The organism is uncultured Tateyamaria sp. (assembly GCF_947488715.1).
Classification (GTDB): domain Bacteria; phylum Pseudomonadota; class Alphaproteobacteria; order Rhodobacterales; family Rhodobacteraceae; genus Tateyamaria.
Window position 1 is genome coordinate 105,000 of record NZ_CANLAG010000002.1, and the last position, 18,251, is coordinate 123,250.

The 18,251-nt window shown below is 62.0% G+C and carries 19 protein-coding genes; 18 read left to right on the forward strand and 1 reads right to left on the reverse strand.

The window, feature by feature from the left end; all coding sequences use genetic code 11:
- The first annotated feature begins 1 nt into the window (after position 1).
- From rsmH to murD, 8 genes are read left to right on the forward strand one after another with little or no spacing between them, the layout of a single operon-like run.
- Complete coding sequence (gene rsmH / locus Q0936_RS04810; RefSeq protein ID WP_299294018.1) at positions 2-967, forward strand: 16S rRNA (cytosine(1402)-N(4))-methyltransferase RsmH; 966 nt, start codon at positions 2-4, stop codon at positions 965-967.
- Entirely contained in the window at positions 967-1,314 is a 348-nt protein-coding gene (locus Q0936_RS04815) for a cell division protein FtsL (protein WP_299294020.1), read from the forward strand. Before rsmH ends, Q0936_RS04815 begins: the two co-directional genes overlap by 1 nt.
- Positions 1,311-3,098, forward strand: coding sequence for a penicillin-binding protein 2 (locus Q0936_RS04820; RefSeq protein ID WP_299294021.1), 1,788 nt, complete (start codon positions 1,311-1,313; stop codon positions 3,096-3,098). Before Q0936_RS04815 ends, Q0936_RS04820 begins: the two co-directional genes overlap by 4 nt.
- A 35-nt stretch (positions 3,099-3,133) precedes the next feature.
- Positions 3,134-4,609 (forward strand): UDP-N-acetylmuramoyl-L-alanyl-D-glutamate--2,6-diaminopimelate ligase, encoded by a 1,476-nt coding sequence (locus tag Q0936_RS04825; RefSeq protein ID WP_299294022.1) that lies wholly within the window; start codon positions 3,134-3,136, stop codon positions 4,607-4,609.
- Positions 4,606-6,027, forward strand: a complete 1,422-nt coding sequence (murF, locus tag Q0936_RS04830) for a UDP-N-acetylmuramoyl-tripeptide--D-alanyl-D-alanine ligase (RefSeq protein WP_299294024.1) — start codon at positions 4,606-4,608, stop codon at positions 6,025-6,027. The genes Q0936_RS04825 and murF overlap by 4 nt, the downstream gene beginning before the upstream one ends.
- Positions 6,028-6,084: 57 nt before the next feature.
- Positions 6,085-7,167: a phospho-N-acetylmuramoyl-pentapeptide-transferase gene (mraY, locus tag Q0936_RS04835; RefSeq protein WP_299140388.1), complete on the forward strand. Its 1,083-nt coding sequence runs from the start codon at positions 6,085-6,087 to the stop codon at positions 7,165-7,167.
- Entirely contained in the window at positions 7,167-7,823 is a 657-nt protein-coding gene (locus Q0936_RS04840; RefSeq protein ID WP_299294026.1) for an SDR family NAD(P)-dependent oxidoreductase, read from the forward strand. Before mraY ends, Q0936_RS04840 begins: the two co-directional genes overlap by 1 nt.
- Before the next feature lie 25 nt (positions 7,824-7,848).
- The gene (murD, locus tag Q0936_RS04845; RefSeq protein WP_299294028.1) at positions 7,849-9,243 is read left to right on the forward strand and encodes a UDP-N-acetylmuramoyl-L-alanine--D-glutamate ligase; all 1,395 of its coding nucleotides are present in this window, start codon (positions 7,849-7,851) and stop codon (positions 9,241-9,243) included.
- Between the two features lie 69 nt (positions 9,244-9,312).
- Here murD and Q0936_RS04850 read toward each other — a convergent pair whose 3' ends face one another.
- Positions 9,313-10,479 carry an NAD(P)/FAD-dependent oxidoreductase gene (locus Q0936_RS04850; protein ID WP_299294029.1) on the reverse strand — a complete coding sequence of 389 codons (1,167 nt, stop codon included), beginning with the start codon at positions 10,477-10,479 and terminating at the stop codon, positions 9,313-9,315.
- 255 nt (positions 10,480-10,734) lie between these two features.
- Here Q0936_RS04850 and ftsW point away from each other — a divergent pair, with 255 nt between their 5' ends.
- The 10 genes from ftsW (at position 10,735) to Q0936_RS04900 (ending at position 18,248) form a co-directional block, all read left to right on the forward strand.
- Entirely contained in the window at positions 10,735-11,901 is a 1,167-nt protein-coding gene (ftsW, locus tag Q0936_RS04855; protein ID WP_299140400.1) for a putative lipid II flippase FtsW, read from the forward strand.
- A complete protein-coding gene (locus Q0936_RS04860) occupies positions 11,898-12,992 on the forward strand; it encodes a UDP-N-acetylglucosamine--N-acetylmuramyl-(pentapeptide) pyrophosphoryl-undecaprenol N-acetylglucosamine transferase (RefSeq protein ID WP_299294031.1) in 1,095 nt (364 codons plus the stop codon). Before ftsW ends, Q0936_RS04860 begins: the two co-directional genes overlap by 4 nt.
- Before the next feature lie 3 nt (positions 12,993-12,995).
- Positions 12,996-14,402 carry a UDP-N-acetylmuramate--L-alanine ligase gene (murC, locus tag Q0936_RS04865; RefSeq protein WP_299140404.1) on the forward strand — a complete coding sequence of 469 codons (1,407 nt, stop codon included), beginning with the start codon at positions 12,996-12,998 and terminating at the stop codon, positions 14,400-14,402.
- On the forward strand, positions 14,399-14,644 hold the full coding sequence (locus Q0936_RS04870) for a hypothetical protein (RefSeq protein ID WP_299293333.1): 246 nt from the start codon (positions 14,399-14,401) through the stop codon (positions 14,642-14,644). The genes murC and Q0936_RS04870 overlap by 4 nt, the downstream gene beginning before the upstream one ends.
- Positions 14,641-14,904 (forward strand): DUF2484 family protein, encoded by a 264-nt coding sequence (locus Q0936_RS04875; protein WP_299140409.1) that lies wholly within the window; start codon positions 14,641-14,643, stop codon positions 14,902-14,904. Before Q0936_RS04870 ends, Q0936_RS04875 begins: the two co-directional genes overlap by 4 nt.
- A complete protein-coding gene (locus Q0936_RS04880) occupies positions 14,901-15,149 on the forward strand; it encodes a DUF2484 family protein (protein ID WP_299140411.1) in 249 nt (82 codons plus the stop codon). Before Q0936_RS04875 ends, Q0936_RS04880 begins: the two co-directional genes overlap by 4 nt.
- A complete protein-coding gene (locus Q0936_RS04885) occupies positions 15,146-15,415 on the forward strand; it encodes a hypothetical protein (protein ID WP_299293336.1) in 270 nt (89 codons plus the stop codon). Before Q0936_RS04880 ends, Q0936_RS04885 begins: the two co-directional genes overlap by 4 nt.
- 31 nt (positions 15,416-15,446) lie before the next feature.
- Positions 15,447-16,370, forward strand: a complete 924-nt coding sequence (gene murB / locus Q0936_RS04890) for a UDP-N-acetylmuramate dehydrogenase (RefSeq protein ID WP_299293340.1) — start codon at positions 15,447-15,449, stop codon at positions 16,368-16,370.
- Positions 16,371-16,458: 88 nt separating this feature from the next.
- Positions 16,459-17,382, forward strand: a complete 924-nt coding sequence (locus tag Q0936_RS04895; RefSeq protein WP_299293343.1) for a D-alanine--D-alanine ligase — start codon at positions 16,459-16,461, stop codon at positions 17,380-17,382.
- Entirely contained in the window at positions 17,370-18,248 is an 879-nt protein-coding gene (locus Q0936_RS04900; protein ID WP_299293346.1) for a cell division protein FtsQ/DivIB, read from the forward strand. The genes Q0936_RS04895 and Q0936_RS04900 overlap by 13 nt, the downstream gene beginning before the upstream one ends.
- Positions 18,249-18,251: the final 3 nt, after the last annotated feature.

Here is an 18,251-nt window from a genome sequence, read left to right on the forward strand (position 1 = left end):
CATGGGGGCTGGGGGGCCACATATTCCGGTACTGATCGACGCGATCCTGACGCAGTGCGCGCCGATTGGCGGCACGTGGCTGGATGGCACATTCGGGGCGGGCGGCTATACCCGCGCGTTTTTGGAAGCAGGGGCCGCGTGTGTGATCGCGGTGGACCGCGATCCGCTGGCCTTTGATATGGCCGCGCCTTGGGCGGGCGACTATGGCGACCGGCTCGTGATGCAGGCAGGCGTGTTTTCCAAAATGGACAGCTATGCGCAGGACCTCGACGGCGTTGTCCTCGACCTTGGGGTCAGTTCGATGCAGTTGGATCAGGCCGAACGCGGGTTTTCGTTTATGAAGGACGGCCCCCTCGACATGCGGATGAGCCAGGACGGCCCCTCGGCAGCCGATCTGGTCAACACCGCAGACGAGGCCGTGCTGGCCGACATCCTCTATCACTACGGCGAAGAGCGGGCGAGCCGGCGCATCGCCCGCGCCATCATTGCTGCACGTCCCATCACCACCACGCTGGAGCTGGCAACGATTGTCGAAAAATGCCTGCCACGCGCCAAGCCCGGCCAGTCGCACCCGGCGACGCGCAGTTTTCAGGCGTTGCGTATCGCGGTGAATGACGAATATGGTGAGCTCTATCAGGGGCTTATGGCCGCCGAGCGCGCGTTGAAACCCGGCGGGCGTCTGGCCGTCGTGACGTTCCATTCAGTCGAGGACCGGATGGTCAAACGGTTCCTAACCGCGCGTGCGGGAAAACAGGCCAACGCCAACCGCTATGCGCCGGAAACCACGCAGGCCCCGGCGCAATTCACCGTCAAAAGCCGCAAAGCCATCGGCCCGGACGCGGACGAGCTGGCCGCGAACCCGCGCAGCCGGTCGGCAAAGCTGCGAGTCGCGATCCGCACGGATGCGCCCAGCGGGGCCATCGACGCAAAGAGCATTGGGATGCCACAGATCAAGGGGGCCGCGTGATGCGTACCGTTTTGTACATTCTGACCACGCTGGGCGTGATCGGCCTGGCCTTTTGGGCCTACCGTGAAAACTATGCCACACAGGAGTCACTGGCGCGCACCGACAAGCTGCACCATGACATCCGCACGGCGCACGCGCGGTTGGCAGTGCTCAAGGCCGAATGGGCCTATCTGAACCGCCCTGACAGGTTGCGCGATCTGGCAGACATCAACTTTGACCGGCTGGGCCTGTTGCCGTTCCGCCCGGATCAGTTCGGACATGTGGACGAAGTCGCCTATCCGGCGCCACCTGAGTTGATTTTCGATAACGCCGTCGAAGTTCGCGGCGAACGGGAGGCAGGCGAATGATCCGGACCCCGCTGCGCCCTCTGGCGCGTATCCTGCCTGCGCGCGATGCCGGCGAAAACCCGGACGCAATCGAGCGCGAGAATCTGCGTGCACGCCACGACGAGATGCGCGATCGGATGCGCCAACGCGCCGAAGGGCGTTTGTTGGTGTTGGGTCTGTTTTTCCTTTGTGCTTTTGTGACGGTGGGGCTGCGCATGGGTGCGCTGGCCACATCCGAGCCGGTCGAGCCGCGTGCCAGTGCCCAAGGGGCCGCCATCTCTGCGGCGCGCGCGGACATTGTGGATCGCAACGGGCATCTGTTGGCAACGAATTTCGAAACGCACGCGCTTTATGCGCAACCGCCGCACATGGTTGACCCGGCCGCCGCCGCCAAGGGGCTTGCGGCTGTGTTCCCGGACCTCAAGGAAGACGAGCTGCTTGAGGACTTCACCGGTAAGCGCAAGTTCCTGTGGATCAAGAAGAAAATCAGCCCCGAGCAGATGCAGGCCGTGCATGAAATCGGTGATCCGGGCCTGTTGTTCGGGCCACGTGACATGCGGCTTTATCCGAACGGGCCGTTGGCGGCGCATGTGCTGGGTGGTGCGAGCTTCGGCAAGGAAGGCGTCAGTGCCGCGGAGGTGATTGGCGTGGCTGGTGTTGAAAAGCAATTCGACGACTATTTGCGTGACCCGTCTAACGGTCAGAAACCGCTGCAATTGTCGCTGGACCTGACGGTGCAGGCTGCTGCTGAACGTGTGCTTTATGGTGGTATGCGGCTGCTCAATGCCAAGGGTGCTACATCTGTTCTGATGGACGTGCACACGGGCGAGGTGATCTCGGTCGTGTCCTTGCCCAGCTTTGATCCCAACAACCGTCCGCGCCCGGCCACCGAAGGCGACCAGAGCGACAGCCCGCTCTTTAACCGGTCGGTGCAGGGTGTGTACGAGCTTGGCTCGGCCTTCAAAATCTTTACGGCCGCACAGGCGGTGGATCTGGGGCTGGTGGCGCCGTCGACCATCATTGACACCTCCGGACCGATGAAGGTTGGCGGGTTCAAGATCGGTGAGTTCCGCAACAAGAACTACGGCAAGCTGAGTGTGGCCGACATCATCGTCAAATCCTCGAACCGTGGGACCGGACGCATGGCGTTGCAAATCGGGGTCAAGCGCCAGCAGGATTTCCTCAAACGGTTGGGGTTCTTTGAGGCGACGCCGTTCGAGATTGTCGAGGCGCGCACGGGCAAGCCGCTGTTGCCCAAACGTTGGACCGACCTGAGCGCCGTCACGGTGAGCTATGGTCACGGGCTGTCGTCGTCGCCGATGCATTTGGCGGCGGGCTATGCTGCGATTGCCAACGGCGGGATGGCGGTCAAACCCACGATCCTCAAGCAGTCTGGCGCGCAGACCGGTGAGCGCGTGATGAGCGAGGGTGCCGCACGCGCCGCGCGTGCCATGTTGCGCAAAGTGGTGACGTCCGGCACGGCCAGCATGGGCGAAGTGCCGGGGTACGCAGTGGGTGGCAAGACCGGCACAGCGGACAAGCCGAAACCGCGTGGCGGTTACTACGATGACAAGGTGATCGCCACATTTGCCACCATGTTCCCGGCCCACGATCCGAAATACGTGCTGGTTGTCACGCTGGACGAACCGGTCGAGACATCGGGTGACAAACCGCGCCGCACGGCGGGTTGGACAGCAGTGCCGGTGGCCGCCGAGATGATTGGCCGGATTGCGCCGCTCTTGGGGCTGCGCCCGACCGTTGAACCCGCGACATTGGCTGATATAACGCTGACCAGCAGCAACTAGAGGCGCGGTGCGCGCCCGAGCCAAAAGGCCGACTTATGGGTGAACAGGCACGTTTCCTTTCGTCATTGGGCCTGACCGCCCGCGCGGGACGCAATCCCGGGATCACCGGCATCGCCGTCGACAGCCGAGAGGTGCGCGACGGTTTTCTCTTTGCCGCTATGCCGGGCAGCCGGGTGCACGGGGCCGAGTTCGTCCAATACGCCGTCCGCATGGGTGCGGCGGCTGTGCTGACCGATGCGGAAGGGGCTGCATTGGCGGCTGAATGGCTAGACAATGTGGCTGTTGTCGTGACCGATGCCCCGCGCGAGGTGCTCAGTAGGACAGCCGCGTTGTGGTTTGGTGCGCAGCCCGAACACATGGTGGCGGTGACCGGGACAAACGGCAAAACCTCGGTCAGCACTTTTGTGCGCCAGATCTGGATCGAGATGGGTTTGGCCGCGGTCAACCTTGGCACCACTGGGGTTGAGGGCGCGTGGAGCGCCCCGCTGGCCCACACCACGCCAGAGCCGATCACCTTGCATCGGACATTGGCGGAGGCGGCGGCCAACGGCATCACCCATGCGGCGATGGAAGCCTCATCGCATGGGTTGGACCAGCGGCGGTTGGACGGCGTGACGCTCAAAGCGGCTGGGTTCACAAATTTTACCCAGGATCATCTGGATTATCACGAGACGTTCGAGGCCTATTTTGACGCCAAGGCGGGCCTTTTTGCCCGTGTGTTGCCCGAGGATGGTATGGCCGTCATCAACCTGGACGACGCACGCGGTGTGGATATGGCCGCGATTGCGCAGGCGCGAGGGCAACAGGTGCTGGCCGTGGGGCGGGATGGCGGCGATCTGCGTCTGACAGCGCAACGGTTTGATGCGCGCGGGCAGGACGTCCGCTTTGAATATGATGGCAAGGCCTATGCGTCGCGCATGCCGTTGATTGGCGGGTTTCAGGCGGACAATGTGATGCTGGCCTGTGGGTTGGTGATCGCATGTGGCGCAGCACCCGCGCGCGTTTTCGAGACGCTGGAGTTTTTGGATACCGTACGTGGGCGTATGCAGTTGGCCGCCACGCGGGACAATGGTGCGACGGTCTTTGTTGACTACGCACACACGCCGGACGCCGTGGCGACAGCCCTGCGGGCGATGCGTCCGCATGTGATGGGCAAGCTGGTGGCGATTGTCGGTGCGGGTGGTGACCGGGATGCGGGCAAGCGGCCCTTGATGGGCGCGGCCGCCGCGACCCATGCGGATGTGGTGTTTGTAACCGATGACAACCCGCGCTCCGAAGATCCTGCGACCATTCGGGCGGCTGTGATGGCCGGATGCCCGGATGCGACCGAAGTGGGCGACCGCGCAGAGGCGATCCTGAGGGCGGTAGACGCGCTTGAGCCCGGCGACGCCTTGCTGATCACGGGCAAGGGCCATGAGACGGGCCAGATCGTCGGGGATGATGTGCTGCCCTTTGATGATGCCGAACAGGCAAGCGTGGCCGTGGCCGCATTGGAAGGACGATTGACATGACGCTCTGGACTTCGGACGCCGCCGCGATGGCTACGGCTGGCACGGCAACGACCAACTGGACCGCAACGGGCGTGTCGATCGACACACGCACCGTGCAGGCCGGCGATCTCTTTGTCGCGCTCAAGGCCGCGCGGGACGGGCACGAGTTTGTGGCGCAGGCGCTGGAGAAAGGGGCCGCAGCGGCGCTTGTGACGCATGTGCCTGATGGCGTGGCCCAAGACGCGCCGCTGTTGATCGTCGAGGACGTTCTGACGGCCCTTGAGGCATTAGGCGTCGCTGCGCGCGCGCGGACGGATGCGCGTGTGGTTGCCATCACTGGCAGCGTCGGCAAAACGTCGACCAAAGAGATGTTGCGCGCCATTCTGGGGGATCAGGGGCGCACACATGCAAGTGTGGCGAGCTACAACAACCATTGGGGCGTGCCGCTGACGCTGGCGCGCATGCCGCAAGACACCGAATACGCGGTGATCGAGATCGGGATGAATCATCCGGGCGAGATCGCGCCGCTGGCGCGTATGGCGCGCCCGCATGTTGCGATGATCACAACGGTCGCGGCGGCGCATCTGGAAGCATTTGAGAATATCGAAGGCATCGCGCTGGAAAAAGCGGCGATCATCGACGGCCTGGAATATGGCGGCACTGCGATCCTGAACAACGACTGTTCGACGGCTGCAATTTTGCAGGCCAAGGCGCATGATGCCAAGCGCAGAGACATTGGATTTGGTGAGCACGGTTTTGATTTTGTGTTGAAATCAGTGGACCTGCAGCGCGAGAGCACCGTTGTGCAAGCCACCGCCCATGAGGCGCCACTGCTGTTCAAGATCGGTGCGGTGGGCAAGCATTATGCGATGAACGGTCTAGGCGCGCTGGCCGCGGCAGAGGCCTTGGGGGCCGATCTGGCGCTGGCCGCACAGTCCCTGGGCCGATGGTCGCCTTATGAAGGGCGTGGCGCGCGCGAAGTCATCGTGCTGGACCCTGTAGAGACGCATCTGACGCTTGAACTGATCGACGACAGCTATAACGCAAACCCCACGTCGATAGCGGCGGCTTTGGACGTTTTGGCGGCAGCACAGGTCACCCATGACATTGGCCGTGTCAGCAAAGGGCGGCGGATTGCCTTTGTCGGCGACATGAAGGAATTGGGCGATCTGGGGCCACAAATGCACGCGGATCTGGCTGCGTTGCCCGCGATGGATGCCATCGACAAGGTGCATTGCGTGGGGCCGCTCATGCGGCACCTGTACGATGCGTTGCCCGCTGACAAACAGGGTCAATGGACGGAAACCGCGCAAGAGATGGCGGTCAACATACGGCGCAGTCTGGACAGTGGCGATGTGGTGCTGGCCAAGGGGTCGTTGAGCATGCGATTGGCTCAAATCGTTGACGCGATCCGCAAAATGGGCCATCCGGTGAGTTAACCGGGCAAAATCTACAAAAAGACAGCCCCACAAGATGATGAGTAGGGACAGGCAGCAATGCTCTATTGGTTGACGGAACTTTCGGACGGCGGAGATTTTTTCAACCTCTTTCGCTACATCACTTTTCGGGCGGGCGGGGCGTTTTTGACGGCGCTTGTGTTCGGCTTTCTGTTTGGGCGCCCGTTGATCGCGGTGCTGCGGCGAAAACAGGGCAAGGGCCAGCCAATCCGCGACGACGGTCCCGAGGGGCATTTCGCCAAGGCCGGAACGCCTACGATGGGTGGGCTGTTGATCGTGGGCGCACTGGCCACGTCGACGCTGTTGTGGGCGCGCTGGGACAATCCGTTTGTGTGGATTGTCCTTGGGGTCACGTTGGCCTTTGCGGCCATTGGCTTTGCGGACGACTATGCCAAGGTGTCGAAACAGACGACCGCAGGTGTTCCGGGCAAGGTTCGCTTGTTGCTTGGGTTCCTGATTGCGGCGATCGCGGCGTATTTCTCGACGATCAACCACCCGGAAATGCTTCAAAACCAGCTGGCTGTGCCGGTGCTCAAGGATGTTCTGTTGAACCTTGGGGTGCTGTTCATCCCGTTTTCGATCATCGTGATTGTCGGATCGGCCAATGCGGTGAACCTGACGGACGGCCTAGACGGTCTGGCGATCATGCCGGTTATGATTGCCGGCGGGACATTGGGCATTATCGCCTATGCAGTTGGACGTGTGGATTTCACCGAATATCTGGATGTGCATTACGTGCCGGGCACGGGTGAATTGCTAATCTTTACCTCTGCGCTGTTCGGCGGTGGGCTTGGGTTTCTGTGGTATAACGCACCGCCGGCTGCGGTGTTCATGGGTGACACGGGGTCACTGGCGTTGGGTGGCGCATTGGGGGCGATTGCGGTCGCGACCAAACACGAGCTGGTGCTGGCGATTGTCGGCGGCTTGTTTGTCGTCGAGGCGCTGTCGGTCATCATTCAAGTGCTATATTTCAAGCGGACCGGCAAACGTGTGTTCCTGATGGCACCGATCCACCACCACTATGAAAAGAAGGGCTGGGCAGAACCGCAGATTGTCATCCGGTTCTGGATCATCTCGCTGATCCTCGCGATGATTGGTCTGGCCACGCTCAAGGTGCGCTGATGGCCCGCGCGCTTGTCACCGGGGGCAATCGTGGGATTGGCTATGCCATCGCCCAAGGGCTGATTGCGCGCGGTGTAGACGTGGTGATTGGGGTGCGCGATGCGCAGGCCGGTGCGGCGGTGGCGGAAACGCTGGGCTGCGCGTGGGTGCATCTGGATCTGGAGGCACCTGAGACCTTTTACCCCGCCATCGCGGCGGCCGGGGACATAGATATCCTGATCAACAACGCCGGTATCCTGATCGAAGACAGCATGATCTACAATCCGGACGGACTGCGCCGGTCCATGCAGGTGATGTTTCATGCGCCCTTTGACCTGATCTGCGGTGTTCTGCCTTACATGACGCGCGCGGGTGCCGGGCGGATCATCAACCTGACGTCCGGTTGGGGGGCATATGACGAAGGCATGGAGGGGCCGGGGGGCTACGGCGTCGCCAAGGCGGCGCTCAATGCGCTGAGCTATGCCCTGCCGCGCGATTTGCCGCCCGGTGTCAGTGTGAATGCCATGTGCCCCGGCTGGGTGCACACGCGGATGGGGGGCAACGCCGCGCCGCGCACACCGGAAGAGGGTGCGGATACGGCGATTTGGCTGGCGCTTGATGCGCCGGGTGACGTGACGGGCAAGTTCTTTCGTGACAGGCAGGAAAAGGCATGGTGATGGCGGCGTGTGAAAGGCTGGAGCGATGATCCCTGTTCAGGGATTGGCGGGCGCGCGGGTCGCCGTACTTGGGTTGGGGCGTTCGGGGCTTGTGGCTGCGCGCGCGCTGGAGGCCGGTGGCGCAACGCCTGTGTGCTGGGACGACAACCCCGATGCGCGGGACAAGGCGACGTCCGAAGGGTTCGCCTGTCTGGATCTCAAGCGTGCGGGTGCCTTTGATGACGTGGCCCGTCTGATTGTCAGCCCCGGTATTCCGCATCTTTATCCTGCGCCCAATCCGGTTGTGGTCGCCGCCCTTGCGGCTGGCGTACCGGTCGACAATGACATCGGGCTGTTCTTTCAATCCTTTGCCACGTCGGCGTGGCACAATTTCGATACGGCGCCACGCGTGATTGCCGTGACAGGGTCCAACGGCAAATCCACGACATCGGCATTGATCCACCACATTATGGAGGTGGCGGGACGCCCCAGCCAGCTGGCGGGCAACATTGGGCGCGGGGTGTTGGACATTGATCCGCCGCACGACGGCGAGGTCATCGTGTTGGAGTTGTCGAGCTATCAGACTGATCTTGCGCGCAGTTTGACGCCGGATGTTGCGGTCTTCACTAACCTGACGCCGGACCATCTGGACCGTCACGCGGGCATGGGCGGCTATTATGCTGCCAAACGCAGGCTGTTTGCCGAAGGTGGCCCGGACCGCGCCGTCATCGGCGTGGACGAAGACGAGGGGCGATTTCTGGCGGGACAGATGTGCGAGGCACCGGCAGATGACCGGGTGATCCGCATTTCGGTTGATGCCAAGTTGACCGGGCCGGGCTGGAACGTCCACGCGCGCAAGGGATTTCTGGCCGAGACCCGAAAGGGGCGGCAGGTTGCGTCGATTGACCTGCGCGGTGTTGCCGGGTTGCCGGGCAGTCACAATCATCAGAACGCCTGCGCAGCCTATGCCGCGGCGCGGGCGGTGGGTATCGCACCCAAGGTGATCGAACAGGCGTTCCACAGTTTTGCAGGTCTGCCGCATCGCAGTCAGGTGATCGCCGAGGCGGGCGGCGTGCGTTATGTAAACGACAGCAAAGCCACCAATGTTGATAGTGCGGCCAAGGCTTTGGCGGCTTTTGAGAACATTCACTGGATCTGTGGCGGTTTGCAAAAGGACGGCGGGCTGGAGGTGGTGAATGCCGCATCTGGGTCCGTCAAGGCGGCCTATGTCATCGGGCGCGAGGCGGCGCAATTTGCGATGCAGCTAGAGGTCGAAACACAGGTGTGTACCTCGATGGCGGCTGCGGTTGAGGCGGCAATGGCGGCGGCAGAACCCGGCGATGTTGTGCTGTTGGCTCCGGCGGCGGCGAGCTTTGATCAATACGACAGCTTTGAGCGGCGCGGGGAGGACTTCGTTGCGCAGGTGACCAAGCGGCTGTGATCCAAAGGAGCGCGCTGACGCGCGCACGACATGTTTTGTACGCAGGGCCAGACGTGGTCGCGTTACGGCTCAGGAGGTCAAGTCGTGGGCTGCCGCCATGGCTGATGACCAGGCCCATTGGAAATTGTACCCGCCCAGCCAGCCGGTGACATCCAGGGCTTCGCCGATGAAATAGAGGCCGGGCGCCAGCTGGGACTGCATCGTTTTGGAGCTGATGTGATCCGTGGCGACGCCGCCGCGTGTGACCTCTGCGGTGCGGTATCCTTCGGTGCCGCCGGGTGTCAGGTGCCAATGCGTCAGTGCCTGCGTGACCCTGTCGATACGCGCGTCTGACAGATCGCCGAGACGGCCAGAGAGGTCCATATGTGTGCTCAGGTAATCGACCAGCCGGGACGGCAGGTGACGGGCCAGTTCGGTGGTCAGGGCTTTCTTGCCGTCGCTTTGGCGTTTGTCGCGCAGTAGTGCGCTGAAATCAGTGTCCGGGGCAAGGCACAGCGTGATCGGCTGGCCCGCATCCCAGTAGCTCGACGCTTGCAGGATGGCAGGCCCGGACAGGCCGCGGTGTGTAAAGAGCAAGGCCTCTTCAAAGCTGGGTCCGTTGGCGGTGACACGGGCCGGGCAGGCCACGCCAGAGATATCGGCAAAGCGGCGATCGGGGAACGTGAATGGCACCAAGGCCGGTTCTGGCGCCGTGATGCGGTGACCGAATTGCCGGGCGATGTCATAGGCGAAGCCGGTGGCCCCCATCTTGGGGATGGATTTTCCACCCGTGGCGATCACCACGTTACGGGCGGTGCCGGGTTGGGCGCCGTTCAGGGTGAATGTGAAGCCATCGTTACACTTTGCAAAATCAGTGACCGAGGTTTGCAAATACAGATCGACCCCTGCGGATTGCAGCATGCCGCGCAGCATGGCGATGATGTCCTTGGCCGAGTTGTCGCAGAACAACTGCCCCAATGTCTTTTCGTGCCATGGGATGCCGTGTTGATCGATGAGGGCGACAAAATCCCATTGGGTGTAGCGCGCCAGAGCGGATTTGGCGAAGTGGGGGTTTTCGGACAGAAATGCGTGGGCGTCGCAATACATGTTGGTAAAGTTGCAGCGCCCGCCGCCTGAAATCCTGATCTTTTCCCCCGGCGCTTTGGCGTGATCCACAAGCAAAACACGCCCGCCCGCGTGGGCGGCGCACATCATACCGGCGGCACCGGCACCAATGACAAGAGTGTCGTAATCCATGGCGCTGCCGTGCCGGATTGTGGGCGAAGGGTCAAGCGCGTGACAACGGGACCGTCTACAAAGCGAGGGATCGACAGGAGCCCTTTGCTTGAATGGGTTTGCACGTTGGCACGCTGGGCTGAAAATCGCACAATGCTTGCGGCGCCGCGATCCGACTAGGGCTAGCCCGCGCACATTTTTCGCGCTATGCTTAAAAATGAGTACCTCGGAGCAACCGGGGACCCGAGGCAGTGTTAGGCAGCAAGGCGGCTGATCATGACAGAGATGGTCTATGGCGCAGTTCCAGTGCGGGACGGCGAACCGATTCTTCCAAAATGGTGGCGCACCATTGATAAATGGTCGCTGAGTTGCGTGCTGATCCTGTTTGCGATTGGGTTGCTGCTGGGGTTGGCGGCCTCTGTGCCGCTGGCGGAAAAGAACGGGTTTCCACCCTTTCACTATGTGGCGCGGCAAGCGTTTTTCGGCACAGTTGCGTTGATCGTGATGATCCTGACGTCGATGATGTCGCCCGTCGTGGTGCGGCGTCTGGCTGTTCTTGGCTTTCTGGCTGCATTTGTTGCGCTGGCGATGTTGCCGTTCTTTGGCACGGATTTTGGTAAGGGGGCGGTGCGTTGGTACAGCCTTGGTTTTGCCTCGGTGCAGCCGTCGGAGTTCCTGAAGCCGGGTTTTGTCGTGGCGGCAGCCTGGATGTTGGCGGCCAGCCAAGAGTTGAACGGCCCTCCTGGCAAGGCCTGGTCCTTTGCGCTGTGCGTGTCGATTGTACTGATGTTGGCGCTTCAACCTGATTTCGGTCAGGCGTGCCTTGTCTTGTTTGGCTGGGGTGTGATGTATTTTGTGGCGGGTGCGCCGATGATCCTGTTGGTGGGCATGGCGGGGCTGGTCATCTTTGGTGGTACCATCGCCTATTCCAACTCCGAACACTTTGCGCGCCGGATTGACGGCTTTCTCAGCCCGGATGTCGATCCGCGGACACAGCTGGGGTACGCCACCAATGCCATTCAAGAAGGTGGTCTGTTTGGTGTTGGCGTGGGCGAGGGGCAGGTGAAATGGTCGCTGCCTGACGCGCATACCGATTTCATCATTGCTGTTGCGGCTGAGGAATATGGGCTGATTCTGGTGCTGTGCATCATCGCGCTCTATTCGGGGATCGTGGTGCGGTCGCTGTTGCGGCTGGTGCGCGAAAGGGACCCGTTTATTCGGCTGGCAGGCACGGGCCTAGCCTGCATGTTCGGTGTGCAGGCGATGATCAACATGGGGGTTGCGGTGCGTCTGCTGCCGGCCAAGGGCATGACCCTGCCATTTGTCAGCTACGGTGGCAGTTCGGTGATTGCGTCGGGCATTGCGGTTGGCATGTTGCTCGCCTTTACGCGGTCGCGCCCACAGGGCGAGATATCTGACCTTTTGGGGCGGGGACGTCGATGACCCAACCGCTTTTGTTGATCGCAGCCGGTGGCACCGGTGGGCATATGTTCCCGGCACAAGCGCTGGCCGAGGCAATGCTGGCGCGTGGCTGGCGCGTCAAGCTGAGCACGGATGCACGCGGCGCACGCTACACGGGCGGGTTCCCTCACACCACTGAGATTGAGCAGATTTCCAGCGCGACCTTTGCGCGTGGTGGGGCGCTGGCCAAGGCCGCTGTGCCGTTTCGCATCGCAACGGGTGTGATGGGCGCATTGCTCAAGCTGATGCGCGACAAACCGGCGGTGGTTGTGGGGTTCGGTGGGTATCCGACCATCCCGGCCATGGCGGCGGCGACCCTGTTGCGCTTGCCACGCATGATCCATGAGCAAAACGGCGTACTGGGCCGGGTGAACAAGCTGTTGGCAAGCCGGGTGGACGCGGTTGCATGCGGCACGTGGCCCACTGACCTGCCTGAGGGTGTCGAGGGTGTGCATGTGGGCAACCCGGTGCGGGGCGCCGTGCTGGAACGGGCAGGGGCCGGATACATTGCGCCGGGCGACTACCCGATGGAAGTGCTGGTGATCGGCGGCAGTCAGGGCGCGCGCATTCTGTCTGACGTGATCCCGCCCGCCATCGCGAGCCTGCCGATGGAGCGGTTGTCCAATCTGCGGGTCAGTCATCAGGCGCGCGGCGAAGACGAAGAGCGGGTGCGTGCCTTTTATGCGGCACAAGGGATTGCGGCAGATGTGCAGCCGTTTTTTCAGGATGTCCCGCGTCGAATGTCCGAGGCTCAGTTGATCATCAGCCGGTCAGGCGCGTCGTCGGTGGCCGATATTTCGGTGATTGGACGCCCTTCGATTTTGATCCCATACGCTGCGGCGACAGGTGATCACCAGACCGCGAACGCGCGTGGATTGGTGGATGCGGGTGCGGCCATTCTGATCCCGGAAAGCCAGCTTTCCATTGAAAGCGTGACGTCACAGATCGCCATGGTTCTGGACAATCCGGGCGGTGCCACGCAAATGGCCAACGCCGCACTCAGCGTAGGCAAACCCGAGGCCACCGAAAGCATGGTCCACATGGTCGAAACCCTCAGTCAGAAAGGGACCTGAACGATGAACGCAGCCACAAAACTGCCCGGAGACGTGGGCCCCATTCATTTCGTGGGCATCGGCGGGATTGGCATGTCGGGCATTGCCGAGGTGCTGTTGAACCACGGGTATGTCGTGCAAGGCTCCGATCTGAAGGCGTCCAAGATCACCGACCGGCTGGCCGAGCTGGGGGCACATATCTTTGTCGGTCAACAGGCGCAGAACATCGAGGATGCCGAGGTTGTCGTGATTTCGTCTGCGATCAAGCCGGGCAATCCAGAGCTGGATGCGGCGCGGGCGCGGGGCCTGCCCATCGTGCGGCGCGCCGAGATGTTGGCCGAGTTGATGCGTCTGCGTTCGAACATCGCCATCGCCGGGACACATGGCAAGACGACCACCACAACCATGGTTGCGGCCCTTCTGGACGAGGGCAAGTTTGATCCTACGGTCGTGAATGGCGGGATCATCCACGCCTACGGGTCGAATGCGCGCAAGGGCGATGGCGAGTGGATGGTGGTCGAGGCGGATGAGAGCGACGGCACCTTTAACCGGTTGCCCGCCACCATTGCCATTGTCACCAATATCGACCCCGAGCACATGGAACACTGGGGCACCGAAGAGGCGCTGCACCAAGGGTTCTACGAATTTGTGTCGAACATTCCGTTTTACGGTCTGGCGGTGTGCTGTACCGACGATCCCGATGTGCAGGCATTGGTCGGCAAGATCACCGACCGCCGCGTGGTCACCTATGGGTTCAATGCGCAGGCCGATGTGCGCGCGATGAACCTGACCTATGACAAGGGCGTGGCCCATTTCGACATCGCCTTGCAAGCCGAGGAAAAGCTGATCGAAGGGTGCGCCTTGCCGATGCCCGGCGACCACAATGTATCCAACGCCTTGTCCGCTGTCGCCGTGGCGCGGCATCTGGGCATGAAGGGTGAGGAAATCCGCAAAGCGCTGTCTGAATTTGGCGGTGTTAACCGGCGTTTCACCCGTGTGGGCGAAATTGACGGTGTGACAATCATTGACGATTACGGCCACCACCCGACAGAGATTGCCGCCGTCCTGAAGGCGGCACGACAGGCCAGCGATGGGCGCGTGATCGCGGTGCATCAGCCGCACCGCTTCACCCGGCTGCACCACCACTTCGAAGACTTCTGTTCGTGTTTCAACGATGCGGATGTGGTGGGCATCACCGACATCTTTGCCGCCGGAGAGGACCCGATCGAAGGGGCATCGCGCGATGATCTGGTTGCCGGGCTGATCCGTCACGGACATCGACACGCCCGCGCGGTGATGGGCGAGGACGATCTGGAACGGTTGGTCCGAGAACAGGCACGTCCTGGTGACATGGTGGTCTGCCTTGGCGCGGGTACAATCAGTGCGTGGGCAAACGGATTGCCGGGTCGTCTGCAAAAGGGCGCGGCATGAACGTCGTCGTTCTTCTCTTTGTTTTTCTGGCGATCCCGCTGGGCATGTGGCTGCGACAGGGGTCGCGATCCGCGCTATTGGGGGGCGTGGTGGTTTTCCTTTTGCTCCTGAGCGCAATCAACCTTGCGTTCGGGTCGGCCACGGGCCCGCTGTTTTACGCGGCACCTTGCGCGATGATGGTTCTGGTTGGCTGGTCCTTTGGAAAAGCGCGGAACAAGGCCACAGAGGAGGGCCAGAAATGATCCTGTTGCTGGCATGTGTCGGTTGGGTTCTTGCCTCCACTGCGGTGGCCATGTTGCCGATGCGGCATCAGTATATTCCGGGCATTGCGTTGTTGATCCTTGCGCCCGTTCTGATCCTCTGGATCGGAATTTCGGTCGCATGGTGGGCCGGGGCGCTGGCGGCTGCGGCGTTTGTGTCTATGTTCCGCAACCCTTTGCGATATTTCTGGGCCAAGCTGCGCGGCCAAAACCCTCAATTGCCGCCGGAGCTTCGGTCATGAGTCTATCCCTTATCCTCGCCTGCGCCTGGGCCCTGATTGCCAACGTGATGGCGATGTTTCCCAGCAAGGACAATCACTGGACCAATGCCTATGGGTTGATTGCCATCGGCATTCCGATCCTGGGATTTGTGACATGGCAACATGGGCCGTGGATAGGGTTGCTGGTGCTCGCGGCCGGGATGAGCGTGCTGCGTTGGCCGGTCATCTACCTGAGCCGCTGGATCAAGCAGAGGGTGGCACGATGACGGCCATTGCCATTGCTTGCGTCATAATCGGCTGTGCTGTGGGTTACGTGATGGCGCGCCGGTACATGGTGCGCTTGCTCGTTGCCCTGATCCTGGCGCTGATCGCGGCTTTCCTCTTTGTGCTGAATGCGCCGCATGACGCGTTGCCGGGGGATGGATATGCTGCGGTGGTTGTGTCCTTGTTGATGGCCCCGCCGATGGTGTCCGGATTGATCGGTGGCGCGATTATCGCCTGGTTGGCGAACCGCCATGCCAAGGTCTCTTGACCTGGTGGCCTCATCAGGAGATGCCCCGCACGTGACATACGAATTGCCCACGGTGCGCGGCAGGCTGACGCCGCAAAAAGATTTGTCGACGCTGACCTGGTTGCGGGTTGGCGGACCTGCGGACTGGTTGTTCCAGCCTGCAGATGTTGAGGATCTGAGTGCATTTCTGACAGCCCTTGGCCCGCAGGTCGACGTGTTTCCCATGGGCGTGGGCAGCAATCTGATTGTGCGGGATGGTGGCCTACGCGCTGTGGTCATCCGTCTGGGGCGCGGCTTCAACAGCATCAAGATCGAGGGCGATCTGGTCACGGCAGGAGCTGCAGCGCTGGATGCGCATGTGGCGCGCCGTGCGGCAGAGGCGGGGTTGGACTTGACGTTCCTGCGCACCATTCCCGGTTCGATCGGCGGTGCGGTGCGCATGAATGCAGGCTGTTATGGCAGCTATACCGTTGACGTTTTTCACAGTGCGCGCGTGGTGCTGCGGGATGGTCGTGTTGAAACGCTGGACGCAGGCGACATGAATTTTCGCTACAGGCAGAGCGATTTGCCGGAGGGCGCTGTGTTGACGGATGTGACCCTGCGTGCGCTTGCCGGTGATCCGGCCGCACTTGAGGCGCGCATGGTTGACCAAATCGCCAAGCGGGATGCCACCCAGCCGACCAAAGATCGCAGCGCGGGGTCCACATTCCGCAACCCGGCGGGCTTTTCCTCGACCGGGCAGGCCGATGACGTGCATGACCTGAAGGCGTGGAAGGTCATTGACGACGCTGGCTTGCGCGGCGCGCGGCGTGGTGGCGCGCAGATGAGCGAAAAGCACTCGAACTTCCTGATCAACACGGGCGACGCCACGGCGGCGGACCTCGAAGGATTGGGTGAGGAGGTGCGAAAAAAGGTTTACGATTCAAGCGGTATCACGCTAGAATGGGAAATTATGCGGGTCGGCGAACCGAAGTAGGTCACGACGCGCAAGGCAGGCCAGAAAACAACGAAAAACTGGCAACAATCATGAGGGTCCGCAAAAGGACTCCGGGATTTAGAGGCACATGGCGGGTCAGTCGAGCAGGACGTCCCCGAAAGTGGCGGTGTTATTGGGTGGCCCCTCGGCGGAACGCGAGGTGTCCTTGTCGTCAGGCAACGCCTGCGCGACCGCGCTTCGGGACACAGGATATCAGGTGATCGAGGTCGATGCTGGCCCCGATCTTGCCTCTGTTCTTACACGTGAAAAACCGGACGCTGTACTCAACTGCCTGCACGGGCGTTGGGGCGAGGATGGCTGTGTTCAGGGGATTCTGGAGTGGCTGGGTATTCCCTATTCGCATTCCGGTGTTCTGGCCTCTGCGCTCGCGATGGACAAGCAGCGCAGCAAGGACGTGTACCGCGCCGCCGGATTGCCGGTTGTCGACAGTGTCATCGTGGCCGCGTCCGAGGTGTCGCGCAGCCACGTGTTGGAGCCACCCTATGTGGTCAAGCCCAACAACGAAGGGTCCAGCGTCGGCGTGTATCTCGTGCCCGAGGGCAGCAATGCGCCGCCCGTTCTTGGCTCCGAGATGCCTGAAACTGTGATGGTCGAAGCCTTTGCGCCCGGACGCGAGTTGACGACCACAGTGATGGGCGCCCGCGCATTGGGTGTGACGGACATCCTGACCGACGGCTGGTACGACTACGATGCCAAGTACAAACCCGGTGGATCGCGGCACGTGATCCCGGCGGATGTGCCAAACGAGATTTCCGAGCTGTGCCTCGACTATGCCGTCCGTGCGCACAACGCGTTGGGGTGCCGGGGTATCAGCCGCACGGACTTCCGGTGGGACGAAAGCAAAGGCGCTGACGGCCTGATCCTGCTTGAGACCAACACGCAACCGGGCATGACACCGACATCTTTGACGCCCGAACAGGCGCAATTTGCAGGCATTTCCTTTGGTGAGATGTGCGCGTGGATGGTGGAGGATGCGTCATGCAACCGCTGAACCGGCGCGCCAACAAGGCCGATCCGGCGCCCTCCCGCTGGTCCTGGCGGATGCAGCGTTTGATGCTGACGCCGCTGTTCCGCCTGACGGTACGGGCAGGCGTTCCCTTTGCCCTGTCGCTTGGTGTGGCCACGTGGTGGTTGTCTGATCCCAACACGCAGCAGGCCATTCAGGACACGGTTGCCGAGGCGCGGGCGAGTATCGAACAGCGCCCCGAATTCATGGTTAACCTGATGGCCATTGATGGCGTGGACGAAGGGTTGGCGCAGGATATACGTGCCGCTATCCCGCTCGATTTTCCTGTGTCGTCTTTCGATCTCGACCCCGCCGCAATGCGCGCGCAGATCATGGATATGGCCCCGGTGCGCGAGGCGAGTGTCCGCATCCGCCCCGGCGGGGTTTTGCAGGTCGATGTGACCCCACGTGTGCCAGTCGCAATCTGGAGACGCCCCGAAGGCCTGACGTTGATTGATGCCAGCGGGGCGCTGGTCAAGCCGATCGCGCGTCGCATCGCGCGCCCGGATTTGCCCGTGATCGCGGGCGAGGGGGCGGCTGAACAGGTTGATCAGGCTCTGGCGCTTGTCTCTGCGGGTGCGCCGCTGGGGGATCGGTTGCGCGGGCTTGTGCGCCTTGGCGACCGTCGTTGGGACGTGGTGTTGGATCGCAACCAGCGCATCATGTTGCCAGAGGCCGACGCCGTGCAGGCGTTGGAACGGGTGATCGCACTGAATGGTGTGGACGAGGTGTTGCACCGCGATATTGCGAGCATCGACCTGCGGCTGCCGCATCGTCCAACCGTGCGCATGAACAGTACCGCCACAGAAGAATGGTGGCGTATCAGACAGTTGAATTCCGGGACCGAGTGACAT